Source organism: Gordonia sp. (in: high G+C Gram-positive bacteria), assembly GCF_052106715.1.
GTDB lineage: Bacteria > Actinomycetota > Actinomycetes > Mycobacteriales > Mycobacteriaceae > Gordonia.
This window is the reverse complement of sequence record NZ_JBQEDL010000018.1, coordinates 1-20,427: the sequence shown is the minus strand read 5'-3', so window position 1 is coordinate 20,427 and position 20,427 is coordinate 1. Positions and strand designations below refer to the sequence as shown.

General features: G+C 66.8%; 19 protein-coding genes and 1 riboswitch. Of the genes, 2 read left to right on the top strand and 17 right to left on the bottom strand.

Annotated elements, in window-relative coordinates:
* Positions 1-3: 3 nt before the first annotated feature.
* The 12 genes from ACTIMF_RS10780 to tkt form a co-directional block, all read right to left on the bottom strand.
* Positions 4-1,125, bottom strand: coding sequence for an LLM class flavin-dependent oxidoreductase (locus ACTIMF_RS10780; RefSeq protein ID WP_442350288.1), 1,122 nt, complete (start codon positions 1,123-1,125; stop codon positions 4-6).
* Entirely contained in the window at positions 1,122-2,222 is a 1,101-nt protein-coding gene (locus ACTIMF_RS10775) for an LLM class flavin-dependent oxidoreductase (protein ID WP_442350287.1), read from the bottom strand. Before ACTIMF_RS10775 ends, ACTIMF_RS10780 begins: the two co-directional genes overlap by 4 nt.
* Positions 2,219-3,598: an NtaA/DmoA family FMN-dependent monooxygenase gene (locus ACTIMF_RS10770; RefSeq protein ID WP_442350286.1), complete on the bottom strand. Its 1,380-nt coding sequence runs from the start codon at positions 3,596-3,598 to the stop codon at positions 2,219-2,221. The genes ACTIMF_RS10775 and ACTIMF_RS10770 overlap by 4 nt, the downstream gene beginning before the upstream one ends.
* Before the next feature lie 13 nt (positions 3,599-3,611).
* Positions 3,612-4,808, bottom strand: a complete 1,197-nt coding sequence (locus tag ACTIMF_RS10765) for an LLM class flavin-dependent oxidoreductase (RefSeq protein ID WP_442350285.1) — start codon at positions 4,806-4,808, stop codon at positions 3,612-3,614.
* A 37-nt stretch (positions 4,809-4,845) separates the two neighbouring features.
* Positions 4,846-5,790, bottom strand: a complete 945-nt coding sequence (locus tag ACTIMF_RS10760) for a transporter substrate-binding domain-containing protein (RefSeq protein ID WP_442350284.1) — start codon at positions 5,788-5,790, stop codon at positions 4,846-4,848.
* A gap of 59 nt (positions 5,791-5,849) precedes the next feature.
* On the bottom strand, positions 5,850-6,629 hold the full coding sequence (locus ACTIMF_RS10755; protein WP_442350283.1) for an amino acid ABC transporter ATP-binding protein: 780 nt from the start codon (positions 6,627-6,629) through the stop codon (positions 5,850-5,852).
* On the bottom strand, positions 6,626-7,615 hold the full coding sequence (locus ACTIMF_RS10750; protein ID WP_442350282.1) for an amino acid ABC transporter permease: 990 nt from the start codon (positions 7,613-7,615) through the stop codon (positions 6,626-6,628). The genes ACTIMF_RS10755 and ACTIMF_RS10750 overlap by 4 nt, the downstream gene beginning before the upstream one ends.
* 20 nt (positions 7,616-7,635) lie before the next feature.
* Positions 7,636-7,746: riboswitch (SAM riboswitch) on the bottom strand.
* Positions 7,747-7,939: 193 nt separating this feature from the next.
* Complete coding sequence (pgl, locus tag ACTIMF_RS10745; RefSeq protein WP_442350281.1) at positions 7,940-8,692, bottom strand: 6-phosphogluconolactonase; 753 nt, start codon at positions 8,690-8,692, stop codon at positions 7,940-7,942.
* Entirely contained in the window at positions 8,689-9,606 is a 918-nt protein-coding gene (locus tag ACTIMF_RS10740) for a glucose-6-phosphate dehydrogenase assembly protein OpcA (RefSeq protein ID WP_442350280.1), read from the bottom strand. The genes pgl and ACTIMF_RS10740 overlap by 4 nt, the downstream gene beginning before the upstream one ends.
* 25 nt (positions 9,607-9,631) lie before the next feature.
* Positions 9,632-11,173 carry a glucose-6-phosphate dehydrogenase gene (gene zwf / locus ACTIMF_RS10735; RefSeq protein ID WP_442350279.1) on the bottom strand — a complete coding sequence of 514 codons (1,542 nt, stop codon included), beginning with the start codon at positions 11,171-11,173 and terminating at the stop codon, positions 9,632-9,634.
* Between the two features lie 48 nt (positions 11,174-11,221).
* Positions 11,222-12,340, bottom strand: coding sequence for a transaldolase (gene tal / locus ACTIMF_RS10730; RefSeq protein WP_442350278.1), 1,119 nt, complete (start codon positions 12,338-12,340; stop codon positions 11,222-11,224).
* Between the two features lie 42 nt (positions 12,341-12,382).
* On the bottom strand, positions 12,383-14,458 hold the full coding sequence (tkt, locus tag ACTIMF_RS10725; protein ID WP_442350277.1) for a transketolase: 2,076 nt from the start codon (positions 14,456-14,458) through the stop codon (positions 12,383-12,385).
* A gap of 233 nt (positions 14,459-14,691) precedes the next feature.
* Here tkt and ACTIMF_RS10720 point away from each other — a divergent pair, with 233 nt between their 5' ends.
* The gene (locus tag ACTIMF_RS10720; protein ID WP_442350276.1) at positions 14,692-15,666 is read left to right on the top strand and encodes a heme o synthase; all 975 of its coding nucleotides are present in this window, start codon (positions 14,692-14,694) and stop codon (positions 15,664-15,666) included.
* A 78-nt stretch (positions 15,667-15,744) separates the two neighbouring features.
* Here the strand turns inward: ACTIMF_RS10720 and ACTIMF_RS10715 are convergent, their stop codons facing one another.
* A complete protein-coding gene (locus tag ACTIMF_RS10715) occupies positions 15,745-16,710 on the bottom strand; it encodes a quinone oxidoreductase family protein (RefSeq protein WP_442350275.1) in 966 nt (321 codons plus the stop codon).
* A 34-nt stretch (positions 16,711-16,744) separates the two neighbouring features.
* On the opposite strand from ACTIMF_RS10715, the gene ACTIMF_RS10710 reads away from it, so the two are divergent.
* Positions 16,745-17,107, top strand: a complete 363-nt coding sequence (locus tag ACTIMF_RS10710) for a hypothetical protein (protein WP_442350274.1) — start codon at positions 16,745-16,747, stop codon at positions 17,105-17,107.
* Here the strand turns inward: ACTIMF_RS10710 and ACTIMF_RS10705 are convergent.
* The 4 genes from ACTIMF_RS10705 to mptB all read right to left on the bottom strand — a co-directional run.
* Positions 17,104-18,087 (bottom strand): COX15/CtaA family protein, encoded by a 984-nt coding sequence (locus ACTIMF_RS10705; RefSeq protein ID WP_442350273.1) that lies wholly within the window; start codon positions 18,085-18,087, stop codon positions 17,104-17,106. The two genes, ACTIMF_RS10710 and ACTIMF_RS10705, sit on opposite strands and share 4 nt — an antisense overlap.
* Positions 18,084-18,890, bottom strand: a complete 807-nt coding sequence (locus ACTIMF_RS10700; RefSeq protein ID WP_442350272.1) for an ABC transporter permease — start codon at positions 18,888-18,890, stop codon at positions 18,084-18,086. Before ACTIMF_RS10700 ends, ACTIMF_RS10705 begins: the two co-directional genes overlap by 4 nt.
* Positions 18,887-19,861 (bottom strand): ABC transporter ATP-binding protein, encoded by a 975-nt coding sequence (locus ACTIMF_RS10695; protein ID WP_442350271.1) that lies wholly within the window; start codon positions 19,859-19,861, stop codon positions 18,887-18,889. Before ACTIMF_RS10695 ends, ACTIMF_RS10700 begins: the two co-directional genes overlap by 4 nt.
* A 108-nt stretch (positions 19,862-19,969) precedes the next feature.
* Positions 19,970-20,427: polyprenol phosphomannose-dependent alpha 1,6 mannosyltransferase MptB (mptB, locus tag ACTIMF_RS10690; RefSeq protein WP_442350270.1), on the bottom strand; the 458-nt coding region annotated here is incomplete at its 5' end.

Sequence of the window (20,427 nt, the reverse complement as noted above, 5' to 3'; positions counted from 1 at the left end):
CCGTCATCGCCGGGCCCACTCGTCGGCGAGGAGCTGATATGACCGCAGCCGATCGCGGTGGTCATGGGTCATCGTGGTGACGATCAGCTCGTCGGCGGCGGTCGCGTCGCGCAGGCGCTCCAAGTGGTCAGCGACCTCGGGCGGCGTGCCCACGAACTGGGTCTCGACCCGGTCCGCGACCAGAGCGGTGTCGGCGTCGGTCCACGCGAAGGCATGCGCCTGCTCGGGAGTCGGGAACTCGATGGCGCCCTCGAGCGACCGGATGCTGCGCACCCAGGGAGCGTAGCCGCCGGCGAGTTCGACGGCGTCGGCGTGTGTCGGTGCGACGACGACGTCGGCAGAAACGCTGACGTAAGGATCTTCGAGCTCGTCGGATGCGATGAACGTCGATCGATACGCATCGACTGCTTCGAGGACGGTCGCCGGACTGACGTGGTAGTTCGCACCGAAGCGGAGCCCGTGCTCACCCGCGACGCGCGCACTCGAACCGGCACTCGAACCCAGGATCCACACCTGCAGATCCGCCCCCTCGCCCGGCACGGCGTGCGCCTGGAGGCCGTTCTCGTCAACGAACTCACCCGCCAGGAGCGCGAGCACGTCGCCGACCTGATCGGCGTAGTCCTGCGGTACGGCCCCGGGTAGTTGAAGAAGTCGCTGCGTGAGCGCGACGCGCGGGCTCTCGAGCAGCGCCGACCAGTCGAACGGCGCCGGAATCGGCAGCCCGTTGTCGGTGCGGCCGTTGATGATCGGTCGGGGCGCAGTCTGGACGAGGGCCCCAGGCGGTTTTCCTCCGGAGCGGCCGAGCCCGAGGTCGAAGCGCCCGGGGTGGACGGCGTCGAGGAGACCGAACTCCTCGACGGTCGACAACGCTGTGCGGTGACCCATCTGGACCGCGGCCGTGCCTAATCGGATCGTCGACGTCGCCGACGCGGTCAGGGCGAGGAGCACGGCGGGTGAGGTTCCGGCGATCCCGGGGTTGAGGTGGTGTTCGGCGTACCAATAGCGGGCATAGCCGGCTTCCTCGGCACGTCGAGTCATCTCGATGCTGTTCGCGATGGCGGTCGACGCCGTCGAACCACTCGCGATGGGGACGAGGTCGAGAACGGTGAGCGGGGTGTCGGTCACGGTGTCGCGGTCTCCTGTCGGGCTGTGGCAGCGGAACTGACTTGCGGCGGCGAACCCCAGCCCCACGGCGGGTCGGGCAGGTACCGCAGTGCGGGTACGACGTCGGACTGAAACAGGGCGAGTGATTCGCGGTGCGCCACCGGAGCGAGGCCGCCGGGCTCCGCCTGTACATGCACCACGCTGTGGCCGAACTGCTCGTGGTATCGGTGCACCTTGTCGATGACCTGCTGCGGACTGCCGATCAGTGCGGACGATTCCGTGACGAATTCGTCGAGTGTGGTGAAGGCGGGGACCGCACCGGACCGCCGGTGCGCAGACAGGTATTGCTCGAATGCTGGCCGATAGGCGGCGACGGCGTCTTGGGACCGGCGGTGCACGGATAGCCCGGCCGTTCCGGCGCCCACCGCGGCCTCGGAGTCGTGGCCGTGCATCGCCCACTGCTCCCGATAGCGGCGAAGGAGGGCGGCGTATGGACCGATCCGATTGGTCACGTTCGCCGAGAAGACGGGGTCTCCGTAGCGGGCTGCGAGATCGATCGACGCCGAGCTCGTCGCGCTGCCGTGCCAGATTCGGATCGGTCGCTGCAACGGCTCTGGCCAGACCTCGGCGTCGGCCAGGGGCGGACGGAACCGAGTGTCGTACGTGATCGTGTTGTCGGCCCACAGCCTGCGGAACACGTCGAGTGACTCGGCATTGCGGGCCCACTGATCGTCTTCTGTCACGGCGAACAGCTCGCGCTGCGCCGAGCCATTGCCCTTGCCCTTGCCGATGATCAGTTCCAGGCGGCCACCGGACAAGTGGTCGAGGGTCGCGTAGTCCTCGAAGGCGCGCACCGGATCGACGAGCGACAGTGTGGCCACCGTCGTGAAGAGTCGGATGTGCGAGGTCAGCGCTGCGAGATGACTGAGCCACACGGCGGGCGAGGACGATAGGAACGGTCGCTCGTGCCGCTCGCCGACACCGAAGCCGTCAAATCCGAGTTCCTCGGCGTACTGGGCGTAATCGAGGACCTGGCGGAAGCGTTCCGCAGTGGGCGTGAGCTCTCCGGTCTGCGGATCCGGGGAGCGGGTAATAAGTGTTATCGCGAGAAACCTCATGACGCGGCCGCATCTCGGTCTCGGGGCTCGGCGGGGTGCCGGAGTCCGAGGTGCTCGCGCAGCGTGGCCCCCTCGTACTCGCTTCGGAACACACCGCGCTCCTGAAGGATCGGGACCACTCGGTCGACGAACGGCGCGAGACCTCCCGGCGTGACATGGGGTACGAGAATGTATCCGTCGGCGGCATCGGCCTGGACCTCGTTGTCGATCTGGGTCGCGACGGACTCGGCGGTACCGACGAATGCGTGCCTGCCGAACGAGTTCGCGACGGCTTCGCGCGCGGACAGTCCGTCGGTGGCCGCGGCGGCGCGCCACTGAGCCGCAAGGTCGAGTGCGCTGCGCCCGAACATCCGAACGCTCGCTCGCCCTTTCGACACCGTCGACTCACCAGGGACCGGATCGAACGACGGGAACGCGCCGTCCGGGTCGAAGTCGGGGAGCGGCGTGTTCCAGAGCTGCTCGATGAACCGGACGGCGGTCGCCGGAGAGACCTGGGCGAGGCGGACTTCCCGGGACAGTTCGACGGCGTCCGCCTCTGTGTCGCCGATGACGAACGTCGCGGCAGGCAGGACCAAGAGCTCGTCCGGCCGTCGTCCGAAGCCACGGAGTCGGCCTTTGACGTCCCGATAGAACGCGCGCGCGTCCTCGCCGGTGGCGTGCCGGGAGAAGATCGCGTCGGCCTTCGCCGCGGCGAAGTCACGTCCCTGGTCGGAGTCGCCTGCCTGGAAGATGACCGGCCTGCCTTGGGGCGTCCGCGGTACCGTGAACCGGCCCTCGATGTCAAAGAACCGGTCGTGCACGGAGTAGGCCCCCGCGTCGGCGGACCCGAGGAACGTGCCAGACTCCTGATCGGCTACGAGATCGTCCGCGCTCCACGAGTCCCACAGTTCGGTGACCGCGGCGAGGAACGAGCGGGCGCGGTCGTACCGGTCCTCCTCGGCGAGGTATCCGCCGCGCCGGAAGTTCTCGCCGGTGAACGCATCCCAGCTCGTCACAACATTCCATGCGGCGCGTCCGGCGGACAGGTGGTCGAGTGACGCGAACTGGCGGGCAACGTCAAACGGCTCATTGAACGTCGAGTTGATGGTTCCGGTCAGACCGATCCGCTCGGTGACGGCCGCGAGTGCGGTCAGGATCGTGAAGGTGTCTGGGCGCCCCACGACATCGAGGTCGTAGATCTCGCCGTTCTGCTCGCGCAGACGCAGTCCCTCGGCGAGGAAGAGGAAGTCGAACTTGCCTCGTTCGGCGTCGCGCGCGAATCGGGTGAAGCTGTCGAACTCGATGTGGCTTCCCGACTCGGGGGCGCTCCACACCGTCGTGTTGTTGACACCAGGGAAATGGGCGGCGAGATGGAGCTGCTTGGTGGTCTCGGTCATGGTCGGGTACTCCTCATGCTGTGGCCGCATAACGGTTGGTGGGTCGAGACAGTCCGAGACGTTCCCGGAGCGTGTCCGCGCGGGGTGTCTCGGGATAGCGACCGCGTGCACGGAGCTCCGGAACGAGTCGGTCGACGATCTGCTCGAGATCGTGCGGCAAGGTCGCAGGCCGCAGCCGGAAACCTGTCAGTCCCGCCGTGCTGCGATCGACCAGGAGGTCCGAGAGTCCGTCCGCAGTTCCGACGAAGATCTCCGCGTCGCTCGTGTATACCGACCCCGCGACGTCGTCGAGACGATTGAGGCGAGCGCGGGCCGCCTCGACGGTGTCGTCGAGCACCACCACCAATTCGCCGAAAACGTGGACGGTGTCGTCGCTGCGGCCCGCGGCGTGCTGAGCCGACCTGATATCGGCAACGATCGCCTCGGCGTCGGACTGACTGTGCGGGGTGACGAATCCGATCTCCGCGGACGAACCGATCAGCTCATATCCCGGTGCGGAGTGCGCGAGAGCCGCGACCGGCGGATGTCCCTGCGGTGGCCGGGGCGTGATCGACGGGCCGCGAACCGAGAAGTGGGGACCGTCGAAGTCGATGTAATGGAGCTTGTGCCGGTCGATGAAGCGTCCGGTCGCGACGTCCCGGATCTCGGCGTCGTCCTCCCAGCTGTCCCACAGGCGACGGAGCACCTCAACGTAGTCACGTGCCTCGTCGAACAGTGCGCGGATGTTCGCTTCGGTACCAGGCGAGTCGAGTCGGTCCGCGGACGGCAGGGTCCGGCGTCCGATATTCCGGGCTGCTGTCGCGCCGGCCACCTGGATGCGGACTCCAGCGTTGCCGATACTCACATAGTCGAGGGTTGCGATCGCCTTCGACAGGTGGAACGGCTCGGTGAGAGTCGCGACGGCGGTCGGAATCACTCCGAGTCCAGGGACCAAGGGAGCGATTCGTGCGGCGATATCGACCGCGTCCAGCCGTCCGCGCACTCGATCGGTTCGGCCGTCGGGTGTGCCGATCGCGTCGGACTGCAGCTCGAAGGCGTCCTCGATCGTCACGAAGTCGATGAGTCCTCGCCGGGCCGTGGCCGCAAGGCCGGCCCAGTACGGTCCAGTGAACAGGTCGCCGGGGCGGGCGTCGCTCTCCCGCCATGCGGCTCGATGCCACCCCGCGCCGTCGAGCGCAATCGCGAGATGCAGGTCAGTGATCGCGGACATGGTTCCTCCCTTGTTTGAGATGTCGGGGTTCGGTGCGTCAGAACGTCGCGGATGGATTGATCTCGGACCGCCGGACCTGTGTCTGAGTCACGCCCCACTTCTCGAAGATGCGGTGGTAGTCGCCGGTGTCGATGAGTTTGTTGACCGCAGCATTCAGGGCGGGGCCGATCGGGGAGCCCTTTGCGGTGACGAACCCGACCGGTGTCGCCGTCAATTCACCGAGGAACTTGGTGTTCGGGACGTGTTGTGCCGCGTATCGCAGGCTCAGCGTTGGACCGAACATCAGGTCGACCTTGCCGTTCTGTAGGCCGAGGACGATGGGCCCCTGGTCGGCGAAGTACTGAACCGTCCACGGCTTCTTGCCCTGCTTCGCGCAGTCGCTCGCGTGCGTCTCCAACAATGTCTGGAACGTGGACCCCGGCGTAGTTGCGATACGGTACCCGCATGCGTCGGTGAGTGTCGCGATCTTGTCGGAGTCGACCGTCGACGCTCCGAGGAATCCTTGCCCGTCGTTGAGATAGGTGGCGAAGTCGAGCACCTCGGTGCGCGCCTTCGTGACGCCGAAGTTGGCCTGCCCCACTTGGTAGCGTCCGTTCTGCACCCCGGGAACGATTGTCGCGAACGTGCCGTACTCGCGATGCCAGTCGACGCCGAGAACCTTGGCGACCGCGTTCGCGATATCGATGTCGAGTCCGACCTGATCTCCGTCGACGACGCCGACGTGCGGGAGTTGAGACTGACCGACTGCTTCGACCGAGCCGACGGTGAGGGCGCCGGACGCGCGGACGTCGGCCGGCAGCAGCGCGGCTACGCGAGGGTCACGGACGACCGAGGAGACCACGTCCTGAGTGGGCACAGCGCCGGCATCGGCTGCGGCGTCGGGTCCCGAATCGGATCCGCATGCGGTCAGGCCTCCGGCGAGTGTGAGGAGGAGGACCATCCCGATTGCGAGGAGTCGTGGCAGAGTTCGCGAGTGCGACATTGTGTGTCCTTGTAGATGATGAGGAGCAGGTGAGGGGGGGAAAGCGAGTCCGGGCAGCGTCAAAGGACGGCTGAGATGAATGCACGTGTCCGCTCGTGCGCGGGCGCGGAGAGCACGGTGCGTGGGTGGCCCGACTCGACGATTCGTCCACCGTCGACGAAGACGACGGTGTCCGCGACTTCACGGGCGAAGCCGAGCTCGTGAGTCACGATGAGCATCGTCATACCGTCGTGGGCGAGATCGCGGATCACGGAGAGGACGTCTCCGACGAGTTCGGGATCCAAGGCGCTCGTCGGTTCGTCGAACAGGATGATGCGTGGCTTCTGAGCGAGTGCGCGCGCGATGGCCACACGTTGGCACTGTCCGCCGGACAATTGGCTCGGATAGGTGCCGTCGCGGCCGCCGAGTCCGACCCGCGTAAGCAGGTCGGATGCGGCCGCAAGAGCCTGCGCTCGCGGAATGCCTGCGGCGATCGGCCCCTCGGCGATGTTCTGGGCGGCGGTGAGGTGGCCGAACAGATTGAACTGTTGGAAGACCATGCCGATGTGCGACCGCTGGCGGGCGACCTCGCGTGCGGAGCGTTCTCGGAGCCGACCACCGACTGGACGGTATCCGATGATCTCGCCGCTGACCTCGACGAACCCGGCGTCGGGTCGCTCCAGATGGTTGACGCATCGCAGCAAGGTGGACTTACCTGATCCCGACGGTCCGATGACGACGGTGACCTCGCCTTCGGCGACGTCGAGATCGATGCCCTGCAGTACGCTCGTTGCGCCGAAGCTCTTGGCCAGTCCCCGGATCCGGACCGCCTGTGCCGCATCGACTTCCGGGGCGCTCATGCTTTGCCTCCCAGCGCGCCGGCGCGGGACCAGCCCGAGCCGAGCAGCGGCAGATTGTCGCGGAATGAGCGGCGCAGCGGTGTGTGTCCGGCTCCGCCGCGTCTGCCCTTCGCGTAGTGGCGTTCGACATAGTGTTGGCCGACCGACAGCACCGTCGTGAGGATGACGTACCAGAGCGTCGCAACGAGGAGCAGCGGAATGATCAGGTAGTTCTGCTGGTAGATGAGCTCGGCGGAGTAGAGCAGATCCTGGACCGCGATGACACTGACGATCGATGTCGCCTTGAGGAGCCCGATGAGCATATTGCCGGACGCCGGGATGATCGACGGCATCGCTTGGGGCAGCACGATGCGGCGGAATATGCGGAGTCGTCCGAGACCCAATGACTGTGCCGCCTCGGTCTGGCCGCGGTCCACCGAGAGGAGCCCACCGCGGACCACTTCGGCGGCGAATGCGGCGATGTCCAGCGACAGCGCCACGAACGCAGCGAAGACCCCGCTGAACAGACGCGCGGTGTCGAACGAGGCGAACTGCGGCCCGAAGGGGACTCCGATCGACAGTTGCGGGTACAGCGACGCCAGCTCGTACCAGAAGAGGAGCTGAACCAGCGGGGGCACCGATCGGAACAGCCACACGTAGGCGAATGCGATCGATGACAGCAGCCGATTCTGTGACAGTCGCATCGCGGCGAGCACGATACCGAGCGCATAGCCGACGGCCAGCACCGCGACGGTGAGCCAGATCGTCAACCCGAGACCCCTCAGGATCGAATCCTCGGTGAAATAGTCGGCGACGACACCCCATTGGAATCGCTCGTTCACGATCAGCGTGTGCCCGAGCATCGCCAGCGCGATCAGCACTATGAGCACGCCGAGCCACTGTCCGGGCCGGCGAGCGGCGACCAGTGGTGCCCTGACGAGTTCGTCGTCTCCGGGACGATTGACGAGATTCGGGACCGTGAGCGGTCGCTCGGATAGTTGAGTCACGATCGGTGACGTCCTTGATCAGTTCGCGCTTACCGTGCGGCTCTCGCACGGTCGGGTTCTCACCTGGAGCACCCCGCCGCGTGGAGGGTTGCCGGTCAGCCAGCCAGGGCTTGTCACTAACGCTCATAACCGACGTCGACGTTACGAGCCCGGCATGCGGCCGCCAATCTCCACGATCGTGATGATCGGAAATCGTGTGGAATACAGAAATATAGGACTCTTCGAATTCAGGTGGGCGTAATCCTTCACCTGAACACAGAACGGCCCGAGAAGCGACTACGCAGGGTGGTCGTACTCGGGCCGATCTGAGATGTCGTCAGAGCCTCACGGGAGTGCAGATGCCGAAGCACGGTCGAGGAACCAGACCGTGGCCGCAGTGCCGTCGACTCCAGCGCACGGCCAGTCCTCGCGCGAGGCCCCGCGGTGGGCTGCCGCAACGGCTTGCGCCTTCTCCTCGCCGGAGACGAGAAGCCATACTTCGCGTGAGCGGTTGATCACCGGGAACGTCAATGTCAGACGTGCTGGTGGCGGCTTCGGCGAGTCCGTCACCGCGACCACCGGCGCAACGTCCTCGGCGGTGGCCACGGTGTGCGGGAACAGCGAGTTGATATGCCCTTCACCACCCATGCCGAGGAGGTGGATGTCGAATACGGTCTCCTGCCCGATCAGACGGGCGTAATCGCGGGCGGCGGCCTCGATGTCGTCGCCGAACTCGCCGTCGGACGGCGCCATGACGTGGACACGCGCCGGGTCGACCGGAACCGAGGACAGCAAGGCGTCGAATGCTTGACCGGCGTTGCGCTCGGGGTCGGCGCTCGGGACGAAACGGTCGTCGCCCCAGTAGATCTCGACCCGGTCCCACGCGATGTCGCCGGAATCGGCTGCGAGCGCTTTCAACAGCCCGATGCCGTTGGAGCCGCCGGTCAAGGCCACCGACGCGATACCGTGCGACTCCTGTGCCCGACACACCACATCGACGAACCGATCTCGAGCCGTTCGGATCAACTCGGCCGACGAATCGAAGATCAGGGTCTCGGTTCGGCCGACGTCGGACGTCCCCTCGTGCGGGTGTGTCATTTCGCCTCCTCGAATTCCACGGCGGGCAGCCCGCGCAGCGCCGCCTCGTACACTTCGTCCGCGTCCAGACTGCGGAGTTCCTCGGCGAGGCATTCGCCTGTCGTCCGGCTCGCGTACGCGACTCGGCCGTCGGGGTGGCCGGTGCTCGACACAGTGCCGCTGGTCCCGTCGTCGTTGACGGTCATCGCGAGTTCGGAGCCCTCTCGATGCAGTCGGACGGCGAGCACTCCCGGCTTGCGGACCACACGAACGTCGAGCGCCGAAGCGAGCCAGCCTGCGAACATGTCGAGTCCCGGCATATCGAGTGATCCGGTCACCTCGGCTCCGGTGATGGTCGTGTGCGGCGGTCGGTCGAGCGCCGACACGAACAGCGCCCTCGAAGGCGTGAGAGCCGACCATGCGAGATCGGTGTCGCCGGGGGAGTACCCGGACCGTCGGGCAGCGAGGAACGCAGCGGGGTCGGATGCATTGCGCGCGTCGGTGATTCGGCGGGATGCCAGACGTCCAAGACGATCCTGCGACGGAATCTCCGGTGCGCGTCCAGGCCACCATGTGACGACCGGGGTGTCGGGCAGAAGAAAAGGGGTGACGACGGCGTGCGGGTGTTCGGCGAGTGCCCCCGAGAGCGTCAACAACACGACCTCGGATGCTCCCGCATCGCCACCGACGCGGATCTGCGCGTCGAGGCGCGCATCGCCATCCCTGGTGCCGCGCGAGACGACGATCACGCGGCAGGGGTGCTCGCGGCTGGCCCCGTTCGAGGCCTCGACGGCCTCCTCGGTGGCCGCACCCGCATCGACGTCGATGATCAACGTCAGCACACGTCCCAGGGTGACCGCACCCCCGCTGCTACGCATCCGGACGAGCTTCTTGCTGATCGAGGTGGTGTCGGTATCTGGCAGGTCGACGATCATCGACGGCTCCTGTTCTGCGCGAGGCTCACGGTCGCCTCCACACGCGTCTGGTACGCGCCATCATGGTGTCCGCCGACTGCGGCCCCCAGGTGCCTGATTCGTACTCGTCCGGTGTCCCGGACTCCGCCCATTCGGCCAGGACCGGGTCGAGGATCTGCCAACTGAGTTCGACTTCCTCGTTGACCGGGAACAACGACGGCTCGCCCAACAAGACGTCCAGCAGGAGACGCTCGTACGCCTCGGGGGAGGAGACGGTGAACGCGCCACCGTAACTGAAGTCCATGTTGACGTCTCGGACCTCCATCGACGAGCCCGGGACCTTCGACCCGAACCGCAGGGTGACGCCCTCGTCGGGCTGCACGCGGATCACGAGCGCGTTCTGGCCCAGCTCTGCGGTCATCGTGTCGTCGAAGGGCAGATGCGGGGCCCGCTTGAAGACGAGTGCGATCTCGGTGACCCGCCTGCCGAGGCGTTTACCGCTTCGAAGGTAGAACGGCACACCCGCCCACCGTCGGGTGTCGACCTCGAGGGCGATTGCCGCGAACGTCTCGGTCGTGGAGTCGGCTGCGAAACCGTCCTCGTCCTTGAGGCCGACGACGGGCTCGGAGCCCTGCCAGCCTGCGGCGTACTGGCCGCGCGCCGAGTTCTCCGCGATCGGCAGAATATTGCGGGTGGACTGCAGGACCTTGATCTTCTCGGTCTGCAGATGGTGCGGCGAGAAGGAGACCGGTTCTTCCATCGCGACCAACGCCAACAGCTGAAGCAGATGGTTCTGGATCACGTCCCGGGCTGCGCCGATGCCGTCGTAATAGCCTGCGCGCCCGCCCAACCCGATGTCTTCGGCCATCGTGATCTGCACATGGTCGATGTAGTGCGAACTCCACAACGGGTCGAACAGTTGGTTCGCGAACCGGAGTGCCAGGATGTTCTGGACGGTCTCCTTGCCGAGATAGTGGTCGATGCGGAACACCGATTCTTCGGCGAACACGCTGTTGACGAGCTCGTTGAGCTCGATCGCCGAATCCTGGTCGTGACCGAACGGCTTCTCGATGACGACCCGCCGCCACGCGTCTCCGGACTCGTCGGCCATCCCGGTACGACGCAGCTGGCTCAACACGACGGGGAACGCATTCGGCGGAATCGACAGGTAGTAGGCGTGGTTACCGTCGGTGCCGCGGTCGTTGTCCAGGTCGGCGAGAGTGCTCTGCAACCGCTCGAAGGCGTCGTCGTCCTCGAACGTGCCCGACACGAACCGGATGCCCTCGGCCAGTCGATCCCACACCTCGGTCCGGAAACCGGTGCGGCAGTTCGCTTCGACGGCCTCCCGGACCACCTGGGCGAAGTCTTCGTGGGCCCAGTCGCGCCGGGCGAATCCGACCAGGGCGAAGCTCGGCGGCAAGAGCCCGCGGTTCGCGAGGTCGTAGACGGCAGGCATCAATTTGCGGCGAGCCAGATCGCCGGTCACCCCGAAGATGACCAGCGCCGACGGCCCCGCGATTCGCGGGAGCCGTCGGTCGTGCGGATCACGAAGCGGGTTGGTCCATTCGGACTGGGCCTTTCGAGGCACTCTGTCGCCTTCCGTCGCTTCGTCTCGCTTGGTCGTGATCGCAGTGCGCTAGCGGCCGGCGTCCAACTGCGTCGCCGTCGCGGTGAGCAGTTCGTCCCACGCCTGCTCGAACTTCTCGACGCCCTCGCGCTCGAGCAGTGCGAACACGTCGGGGAGATCGACGCCTGCGGCGGCGAGTGCGTCGAACACCGCGCGGGACTCCGGTCCGCGTCCGATGATCGACTCGGTGTCGACCCATCCGTGGTCTGCGTACGCTTCGAGGGTCTTACCGGGCACAGTGTTGACCGTGTTCGGTGCGACGAGCTCGCTGACGTACAGCGTGTCCGGGTAATCGGGGTTCTTCACACCGGTCGACGCCCACAGCGCGCGCTGGGGGACCGCGCCGTGCGCCTGCAGGTCGGGGAAGCGGGTCTCGGTCTCGAAGACCTCCTGATACGCCGCGTACGCCAGACGGGCGTTGGCCAGGCCGGCCTTGCCGCGCAGCTCGAGAGCCTCCGGAGTCCCGATCGCGTCGAGACGCTTGTCGATCTCGGTGTCCACGCGCGAGACGAAGAACGACGCGACCGAGGCGATCGAGGCGACGTCGTGTCCATTGCGCAGGGCGCGATCGAGCCCGTCGAGGTACGCATCCATGACTTCGCGGTAACGCTCGACCGAGAAGATCAGGGTCACGTTCACGCTGATGCCCTGCGCGATCACATCGGCGATCGCCGGAATTCCTGCAGCAGTGGCCGGAATCTTGATGAAGAGATTCTTCCGATCGACCAGGTTCCACAGCTGGACTGCCTGTTCGACGGTCTCGGCGGTCTTGTTCGCCAAGCGCGGGTCGACCTCGATGGACACGCGGCCGTCGGCGCCGCCCGACGCCTCGAAGGCGGGAGCGAGGACGTCGCACGCCGAACGGACGTCATCGGTGGTGATCGAGGTGATCGCGGTGTCGATGTCCGAGCCCGACTTCGAGAGCTCGGCGATCTGCCCTGCGTAGGCGCTCGAACCCGAGGAGATCGCGTTCTGGAAGATCGACGGATTGGTCGTGACGCCGACAACACTGCGGGTATCGATCTGCTCCTGCAGGCCGCCCGATGAGATGAGGTCACGCGAGAGATCGTCGAGCCATACGGACACCCCGGCTTCGGAGAGCGCGACGAGATTGCTGTTCTGAGTCATGAGTTCTGCTCCAGATCTAGTGGGAGGGAGGATCTGAGATGCTCAGCGACCGAGCAGGCCGCGAGCTGCGTCGGCGACGGCGTCGGCGGTCAGGCCGAACTCCTCGTACAGCTTCTGGTACGGAGCCGACGCGCCGAAGTGCTCGAGCGAGACGATCGCGCCGCCCGCGACAACGGCATGCCACGGCATCGCGATGCCCGCTTCGACGCTCACGCGGGGCACTCCGGTCGGCAGCACGCTCTCGCGGTAGTCGGCGTCCTGCTCGTCGAACCATTCGATGGACGGCATCGACACGACACGCGCCGTGATGCCGTCGGCGGCGAGCGCCTCGCCGGCCTGCACCGCGAGTTGGACCTCGGAGCCGGTGCCGATCAAGACGACATCGGGAGTTCCTTCGGTATCGGTGAGCACATAGCCGCCGCGCGATACGCCCTCGAACGAGGTGCCTGCCAGGACGGGTACGTTCTGGCGGGTCAGGGCGAGACCGACCGGGTGATCTCGGCGGGTCAACAGATGACGCCACGCGTACGCGGTCTCGTTGGCGTCCGCCGGACGCACGACGTCGAGGTTCGGGATCGCGCGGAGTGCCGCCAGGTGTTCGATCGGCTGGTGTGTCGGACCGTCCTCGCCGAGGCCGATGGAGTCGTGTGTCCACACGTAGATCGGGTCGATCTCCATGAGGGAGGCCAACCGCACGGACGGCCGCATGTAGTCGGCGAACTGCAGGAACGTGCCGCCGTAGGCGCGGGTCGGGCCGTGCAGGACGATGCCGGACAGGATCGCGCCCATCGCGTGCTCACGGACGCCGAAGTGCAGGGTCCGGCCGTACGGCTCGGCCTTCCATGTCGACGTCGCGATCGTCTCCGGACCGAACGACGGTTCGCCGGACATGGTCGTATTGTTCGATCCCGCGAGGTCGGCCGAACCTCCCCAGAGTTCGGGAAGGACGGGCGCCAGCGCACCGAGAACCTTGCCGGACGCCGATCGGGTGGCGACGTCCTTGTCGCCGGGCTCCCATGTCGGGAAGACGTCGGTCCAGCCGTCGGGGAACTCGCCCGCGAACAGACGGTCGAACAGGGCCTTGTTCTCCGGGTTCGCTGTGGCCCAGGCGTCGAAGCCCTTCTGCCACCCCGCGCGATCGGCCGCCGCGCGCTCGGCCAGACCGCGGGTGTGCGCGATGACGTCGTCGGCGACGTCGAAGTTCTTCTCCGGGTCGAAACCGATGGCCTCCTTGGTGGCGGCCACCTCGTCGGCGCCCAGCGCGCTACCGTGTGCGGCTCCCGTATTCATCTTGCTCGGCGCAGGGAACCCGATGATCGTGCGGAGCACGATGATCGACGGCCGGTCGATGACGGCTTTCGCCGCCTCGATCGCCTCTTCGATGGCGGCGACGTTCTCGCCGCCCTCGACGGTCTGCACATGCCAGCCGTACGCCTCATAGCGCTTGGCGGTGTCCTCGGACAGCGCGATCTTGGTGTCGTCCTCGATGGAGATCTCATTGGCGTCGTAGAAGACGACCAGATTGCCGAGCTGCTGTGTCCCGGCCAGTGACGACGCCTCGGACGTCACGCCTTCTTCGATGTCGCCGTCGGAGGCGATGACGTAGACGTAGTGATCGAACGGGCTCTCGCCGACGGCTGCGTGCGGGTCGAAGAGTCCGCGTTCGCGGCGGGACGCCATGGCCATGCCCACGGCGGAGGCGAGCCCCTGCCCGAGCGGACCGGTGGTGATCTCGACGCCCTTCGTGTGATGGAACTCGGGATGGCCGGGTGTCAACGAGCCCCAGGTACGCAGGGCGACGAGGTCATCGAGCTCGAGGCCGAACCCACCGAGGTACAGCTGGATGTACTGGGTGAGGCTCGAGTGCCCGCACGAGAGCACGAATCGGTCGCGGCCGACCCACGCGGGGTCGGTCGGGTCGTGGCGCATGACGCGCTGGTAGAGGCTGTAGGCGAGGGGCGCCAGGCTCATCGCGGTGCCGGGGTGACCGCTGCCACAGTTCTGGACGGCGTCGGCGGCAAGGATGCGGGCGGTGTCGACTGCTTTGGTGTCCACATCGGTCCAGTCGGACGGGTGGACGGGTCGGGTCAGCGCGCGAATCTCATCGGTGATGGGCACGATCGTGGTGTCTCCTGTGCGTCTGTGGCTTCTGCCCCCGCGGACAATGGTGAGTCCCAGCCTAGCGGTGCGGGAGATATGTGCGCGCGGCTGCCGCTAATCCTCCGGTGTGGCGATTGTCGCACCTGTGTCCGCCCGATTCCGCCGACGACTGCGCGCCGGTCTACCATCGCTTGTAGTAGCCGTCGGCGTGGACGCGTCCGAACACGGCTGTGCTGATGTGAGGAGCATGTGTGAGGACTCGGGAGAGCGCCGGCGTCGACGTGACTGAGTCCACCGGATTGGCTCGAGTGCGTGCCACGGTCTTGGCATACATCGCCCTGACCAAGCCGCGGGTCATCGAACTCCTCCTCGTCGCGACGATCCCGGTGATGCTTCAGGCACACCGAGGGCATATCGACATCTGGTTGATCCTGGTGACCGTCGTCGGCGGTTGGCTGGGCGCGGCCAGCGCCAACAGTCTCAATATGGTGGCTGACGCCGACATCGACCAGAAGATGAAGCGCACGCAGAAGCGTCCCCTCGCGCGCAAGGCGGTGCCGATCCGCAATGTGCTGATCTTCGGGATCGTCATGGCTGCAGCGTCGTTCGCAGTCCTGTACTTCGGCACCGCCGATGACGACGGCAACCGGTCGTTCCTGCCGTCGATCCTGGTGATGGTGACCATCGGGTTCTATGTGGGCGTCTACACGTTGATCCTCAAGCGACGCACCTGGCAGAACGTGATCTGGGGCGGCGCAGCCGGATGCATGCCCGCGCTGGTCGGTTGGGCCGCGGTGACCCATGACCTGAGCTGGCAGCCCTTCGTGCTGTTCCTCGTGGTGTTCTTCTGGACGCCGCCGCACACCTGGGCGCTGGCGATGCGATACCGCGAGGACTATCGCGCAGCCGGGGTCCCGATGCTGCCGGTGATCGCGTCCGACGAGAAGGTCACGTTCCAGATGCTCGTGTACACGGTGCTGACCGTAATCACGTCGCTGTTCCTGATCCCGCCGACCAGTTGGATCTACCTCGTGGTCGCGATCGGCTCCGGCGCCTGGTTCATCTGGTGGGTCGCCAAGCTGTACGTGCAGACGCGGGCAGGCGTGGAATTGAAGCCGCTCAAGATCTTCCTAGTATCGAACGAGTACCTCGCGCTCCTGTTCTGCGGTCTCGCGGTCGACGCCGTCATCAACCTGGCTCCCATCTCTTCGTACTTCGGCTCCTAGCCGTCGCCGGACCTCCGAGGTCAGACCTCCGAGGTCACCCGGGTGATCGCCGGTTCTTCTATCGCACAGCGTCGACGGTCACGGAATCAGGGCGGTCGCGCCGGTCGTGGCGCGCGACTCGAGTGCGCGGTGGGCCTCGGCGGCGTCAGTCAGGTCGAACCTCTGGCCGACGCAGACGTGCAGGACACCGTCGGCGATCGCACCGAAGAACTCGTCGGCCCGCCAGGTGAGCTCGGCCCGGTCGGCGACGAAGTGGGCGAGCGTCGGCCGGGTCACCGAGAGTGATCCGGCACTGTTGAGCCGCTGCAGATCGAACGGCGGCACCGGGCCACTCGCTGCGCCGAACAGGACAACGGTGCCACGGACTGCGGTCGATGCGATCGACGCGTCGAACGTCGTCCTGCCGACACCGTCGTAGGTCACCGGCACCCCGCGGCCATCGGTGAGTTCGCGCACGCGCGCCGGAATATCGTCGTCGTACCGCAGCACGTGTGCGGCGCCCGCCTCGCGGGAGAGCTCCTCCTTCGCGTCTGAGGAGACCGTGGTGATGACCGAGATACCGCGCGAGTGAGCCCATTCGGTCAGGATGAGGCCCACGCCGCCCGCACCGGCGTGAAGCAGGATCGTGTCGTCGGACTGTGGGTGCGCGCTGCCGTCGAGAAGGTAGTGCGCAGTAAGCCCGCGCAAGAGCGAGGATCCGGCGACCTCGTCGGTGACGCCGTCCGGGACACGCAGTGCCCGACTCGTCGGCACGACGGCCTTCTGCGCGTACGACCCCGGAGCATCCGACCATGCGACGCGGTCGCCGACACGGAAATCTGTGACTCCGGAGCCCAACCCGATCACTTCACCGGAGCCTTCGGTCCCTGGGACGTACGGCGGTGTCGACGGGTAGAGGCCCGAACGGAAGTACGTGTCGACGAAGTTGACGCCCGCGGCGCCCACCCGGACGAGGAGTTCGTCCGGACCGGGCTGCGGGTCGGGGACATCGACCGCCGCGAGGACGTCCGGGCCGCCATGAGCCGTCACATGGATCGCGCGCATGAACACATTCTCGCACGCCGGTATGATCACCCGCATGAGTGAAGAAACCGCTGAGAAGACTCCCGCGACCGCCCCGTCCGACGTGGTCTCGTCGATCCGCGGATTCGTGGCGGCCGTAGGCGGCTCCGCGAAGGCCGTCCTGCAGCCGACCGGGCAGGCCGGCGTCCGGGTGACGCTGGTGGGCGAGGAGGGCGGACTCCTCGGCGACCGCGTCGTCGCCGACGTGGCAACGGCAGAGGCCGTGGTCGACGCTGTCGACGGTCTCGAGATCGCCGAATGGGATCGCGAACTCACCTCTGCAGCGAGCGTCTCGCCGAAGCACTGGCGCAAGATGGCCGGGTGGGTCGCCGGTCAGAAGCGTTTCCCGAAGCCCCGGAACCGCAAGATTCTCGACTAGGTGGGGTTGGGGGCTGTTACGTGATTGGAGCGGACGGCGCTGGCTAACAGATAGGTGGCTCCGGCCATCAGGAGCGCGCTGCCGAACATGTGCAGCACGACCATCCATTCGGGCAGCTCGGTCGCGTACTGGATGTAGCCGAGGAGTCCCTGGAGCACGATCACGCCGCCGAAGATCAGCGTCGCTCGACGGATCGCGAGGCGGGCGACCACGGCGATGACGATGAGGCCCGCCGAGATCCCCACGAGGGTCCATACGGCGTCTACATGCAACTGGGTCGCCTGTGTCGGCTGCAGCCCGTTACGTTTGGAGTCGAGGTCACCGGCGTGCGGTCCCGATCCGGTGACGACTGTCCCGAGGTAGACCGTCACCCAGGTGACCGCGTACACGGCCCACGACGCGATGATAGCGATCCGCGTGATCACCGGTGCGGCCTCCGACGGAACGTCGTCGGCCCGCCGCGGATCGGTATGCACCACGAGCCAGGTCGCGAACGAGATGATCAGCATCGTCGCCAAGAAGTGCAAGGACACGATCCACGGATTGAGGTCGGTCAACACGGTGATGCCGCCGACGACCGCCTGCAACGGAACCCCGAGTCCGATGCCGAGTGACAGCCTGCGCGCGAGGCGGTCGACCGGCCGGTAGCGCATCGCGGCGACGAACGTCGCGATGGCGACGACGACGAGCACCCAGGTGAGCATCCGGTTGCCGAACTCGATCACCCCGTGGATGCCCATGGCGGCGTGGGGTGTGAGTGAACCCGACGTGCACTGCGGCCACGTCGGACAGCCGAGCCCCGAATCGGTCACGCGGACGGCGCCGCCGGTCACCACCAGAAGAATGTTCGCGGCGAGGTCGGCGATCGCCCAGCGGTAGAGGAACCGGCGCGAAGGCGCCCGGAACCCGCCCCACGACCGCATCAGCGACTGCCTGCGCGGCGCTGCCGTGCCCGTAGACCGCTCATTGGTAGACGTCATTGGAAGCGAAACCACCTCACTGAGAGAGCGCCGCCGACGACCGCCCAGGCCGCAAGCACGCCGATGCCGAACAGATCCACCGACGAGTCGAGTGCCCGCGTGAGGGCCTCGGTGAGAGCGCCGGACGGAGAACAGCGGGCCGCCCAGTGGACGAAAGAGGGAACATGCTCGTCGAAGACGATGAGGCTGCCCAGACCGAGCAGAACGAACCAGATCAGGTTGCCGAGGGCGAGGACGACCTCGGCTTTCATGGTCCCGCCGAGGAGGAGGCCGAGGACCGCGAATGCGATCGTGCCGAGGGCGACGATGACTGCGCCAAGCAGAAGGCCGCCGATCGATGGACGCCAGCCGAGCGCCACTCCGATGGCGCCGAGGATCACCGACTGCAGAATCACGACGAGGATCACGGCACAGGACTTGCCTGCGATGATCCCCCAGCGGGGGATCGGGGTGGCCCCAAGACGCTTCAGTGCGCCGTATCGCCGGTCGAAGCCGACTGCGATCGCCTGTCCGGTGAACGCAGTCGACATGATCGCGACCGCGAGGATCGCCGGAACGAACGTCGTCGCGCGTGCGGCGGTGGTATCGCCAGATCCGGTGTCGATCGGCAGCAGACTGAGACCGATCATGAGTGTGATCGGGATGAACATGGTGAGCAGCAGTTGTTCGCCGTTGCGCAACAGCAACGTCAACTCCATGCGCGTCTGCGCCGCGATCATCGCGGGCAACGACGCAGGCGCCGGGGCGGGCGCGAACGTGCCCGCGGGGAAGCGGTTCGGACTGCCGTGGGAGATCTCGGTCATGCGCGCACCTCACGGCCGGTCAGTTCCAAGAAGACGTCTTGGAGTGAATTCGTGTCGACGGTCAACGCCGTCACCAGGACATCGTTGTCGGCGCACCACGCGGCGACCGAAGCGACGATCTGCGGCGTGATGTCGCCGCCGCGCACGAGGTGGTCGCCGGCCTGGCTGCGGGTACACGTGTATCCGGTCGGTAGCGCGGCGGCCAGGGCATCGTCGTCTACGCCCTCTGCGGTGAGCCGGAGCTGTCCGTCGGCATCGCGTCGTACGAGGTCCGCCGGTGTTCCCGACGCGACCGCACGGCCTCGGTCGATGATCACGATGTGGTCGGCTAGTTCCTCGGCTTCTTCGAGATGATGCGTCGTCAGCAGCACCGAGACGCCGTCGGACTTGAGCCGGGAGATGAGTTCCCACACCATGATTCGGGCATGAGCGTCGAGGCCGGCCGTCGGCTCGTCCAAGAAGACGAGTTCGGGTCGCCCGACGAGGGCACAGGCCAGAGACAGGCGTTGCTGCTGGCCGCCCGACAGTCGGCGAAACGGTGTGTTCGCGATGTCGACGATACCGAGGACCTCCATCAACCACGCCGGATCGAGGGGGTCCGCGCAGTACGACGCACACAGGCGGAGCATTTCGGCGGCCTTCGCACCGGGATAGGCGCCGCCGCCCTGCAACATCACCCCGATCCGGCTGCGTAACGCGTCGTTGTCGGACACCGGGTCTAATCCGAGCACGCGGACCTCGCCAGCGTCGGCACGACCGAATCCCTCGCAGATCTCGACGGTCGTGGTCTTTCCTGCGCCGTTGGGTCCGAGAAGAGCAAGAACCTCGCCCCGGCGCATGTCCAGGCCGAGCCCGTCGACGGCGGCGGTCTCGCCATACCGCTTGACGAGGCCTCGGATACTCAGCGTGGTCTCACCCGCGGCGCGACCTGCCGAACCGTTCGAAGAGGTGGGGGCGTTGCGCACGACCATCAGCCTAAGCGAGTCGCGGGCGCGAGCAGGCAGCGGGTCGCGGGGGTGTGCCCGGGCACACACGGCGTGCCCGACGTGCGGGTACCCGGGTTCACCGGGGCGTACGCATCAGCCGGACTTCGGTCGGCGACGCCGCGATAGCCACAGCCGCAACGGGCTGTCGATGAAGAACGCCGTTGCCGCGACTGCGGCCATGATCACGCCCGTCAGCAGGCCTTGCGCGACGACGAGCGGCGGCGTGTCCGAGCTCGTCGGCATCACGACGACGGACATGATCGCGGAGATGACCACGGTACCGATGCGGAACCACCGGGTGGTCGCCCACGCGGCGAGCGGAATGATCGCCCACAGCAGATACCAGGCCTGCACGAACGGAAAGAAGACGACGAAGGTCGCCATCGCGATGCCCAGACCGCCCAGCGGGTGCACGCGGCCTGCGAGGCAGGCCAACAGCCATCGGACGACGAGGACGGCGGCGATCAGCTGGCCGATGGGGCGGGCGATGTCCAGGATGGCCTGGGTCTGTTCGCCCATGCCGAGCCACAGACCGACTCGCCCGGCGACCA

What these genes read in the sequence shown, in the direction of transcription:
- ACTIMF_RS10760 (WP_442350284.1), bottom strand. Translation starts at nt 5,790, where the DNA reads ATGTCGCACTCGCGAACTCTGCCACGACTCCTCGCAATCGGGATGGTC.
- ACTIMF_RS10765 (WP_442350285.1), bottom strand. Translation starts at nt 4,808, where the DNA reads ATGTCCGCGATCACTGACCTGCATCTCGCGATTGCGCTCGACGGCGCG.
- ACTIMF_RS10755 (WP_442350283.1), bottom strand. Translation starts at nt 6,629, where the DNA reads ATGAGCGCCCCGGAAGTCGATGCGGCACAGGCGGTCCGGATCCGGGGA.
- ACTIMF_RS10710 (WP_442350274.1), top strand. Translation starts at nt 16,745, where the DNA reads ATGAGTGAAGAAACCGCTGAGAAGACTCCCGCGACCGCCCCGTCCGAC.
- ACTIMF_RS10695 (WP_442350271.1), bottom strand. Translation starts at nt 19,861, where the DNA reads ATGGTCGTGCGCAACGCCCCCACCTCTTCGAACGGTTCGGCAGGTCGC.
- ACTIMF_RS10700 (WP_442350272.1), bottom strand. Translation starts at nt 18,890, where the DNA reads ATGACCGAGATCTCCCACGGCAGTCCGAACCGCTTCCCCGCGGGCACG.
- ACTIMF_RS10705 (WP_442350273.1), bottom strand. Translation starts at nt 18,087, where the DNA reads ATGACGTCTACCAATGAGCGGTCTACGGGCACGGCAGCGCCGCGCAGG.
- pgl (WP_442350281.1), bottom strand. Translation starts at nt 8,692, where the DNA reads ATGACACACCCGCACGAGGGGACGTCCGACGTCGGCCGAACCGAGACC.
- ACTIMF_RS10740 (WP_442350280.1), bottom strand. Translation starts at nt 9,606, where the DNA reads ATGATCGTCGACCTGCCAGATACCGACACCACCTCGATCAGCAAGAAG.
- ACTIMF_RS10775 (WP_442350287.1), bottom strand. Translation starts at nt 2,222, where the DNA reads ATGAGGTTTCTCGCGATAACACTTATTACCCGCTCCCCGGATCCGCAG.
- ACTIMF_RS10715 (WP_442350275.1), bottom strand. Translation starts at nt 16,710, where the DNA reads ATGCGCGCGATCCATGTGACGGCTCATGGCGGCCCGGACGTCCTCGCG.
- tal (WP_442350278.1), bottom strand. Translation starts at nt 12,340, where the DNA reads ATGACTCAGAACAGCAATCTCGTCGCGCTCTCCGAAGCCGGGGTGTCC.
- ACTIMF_RS10770 (WP_442350286.1), bottom strand. Translation starts at nt 3,598, where the DNA reads ATGACCGAGACCACCAAGCAGCTCCATCTCGCCGCCCATTTCCCTGGT.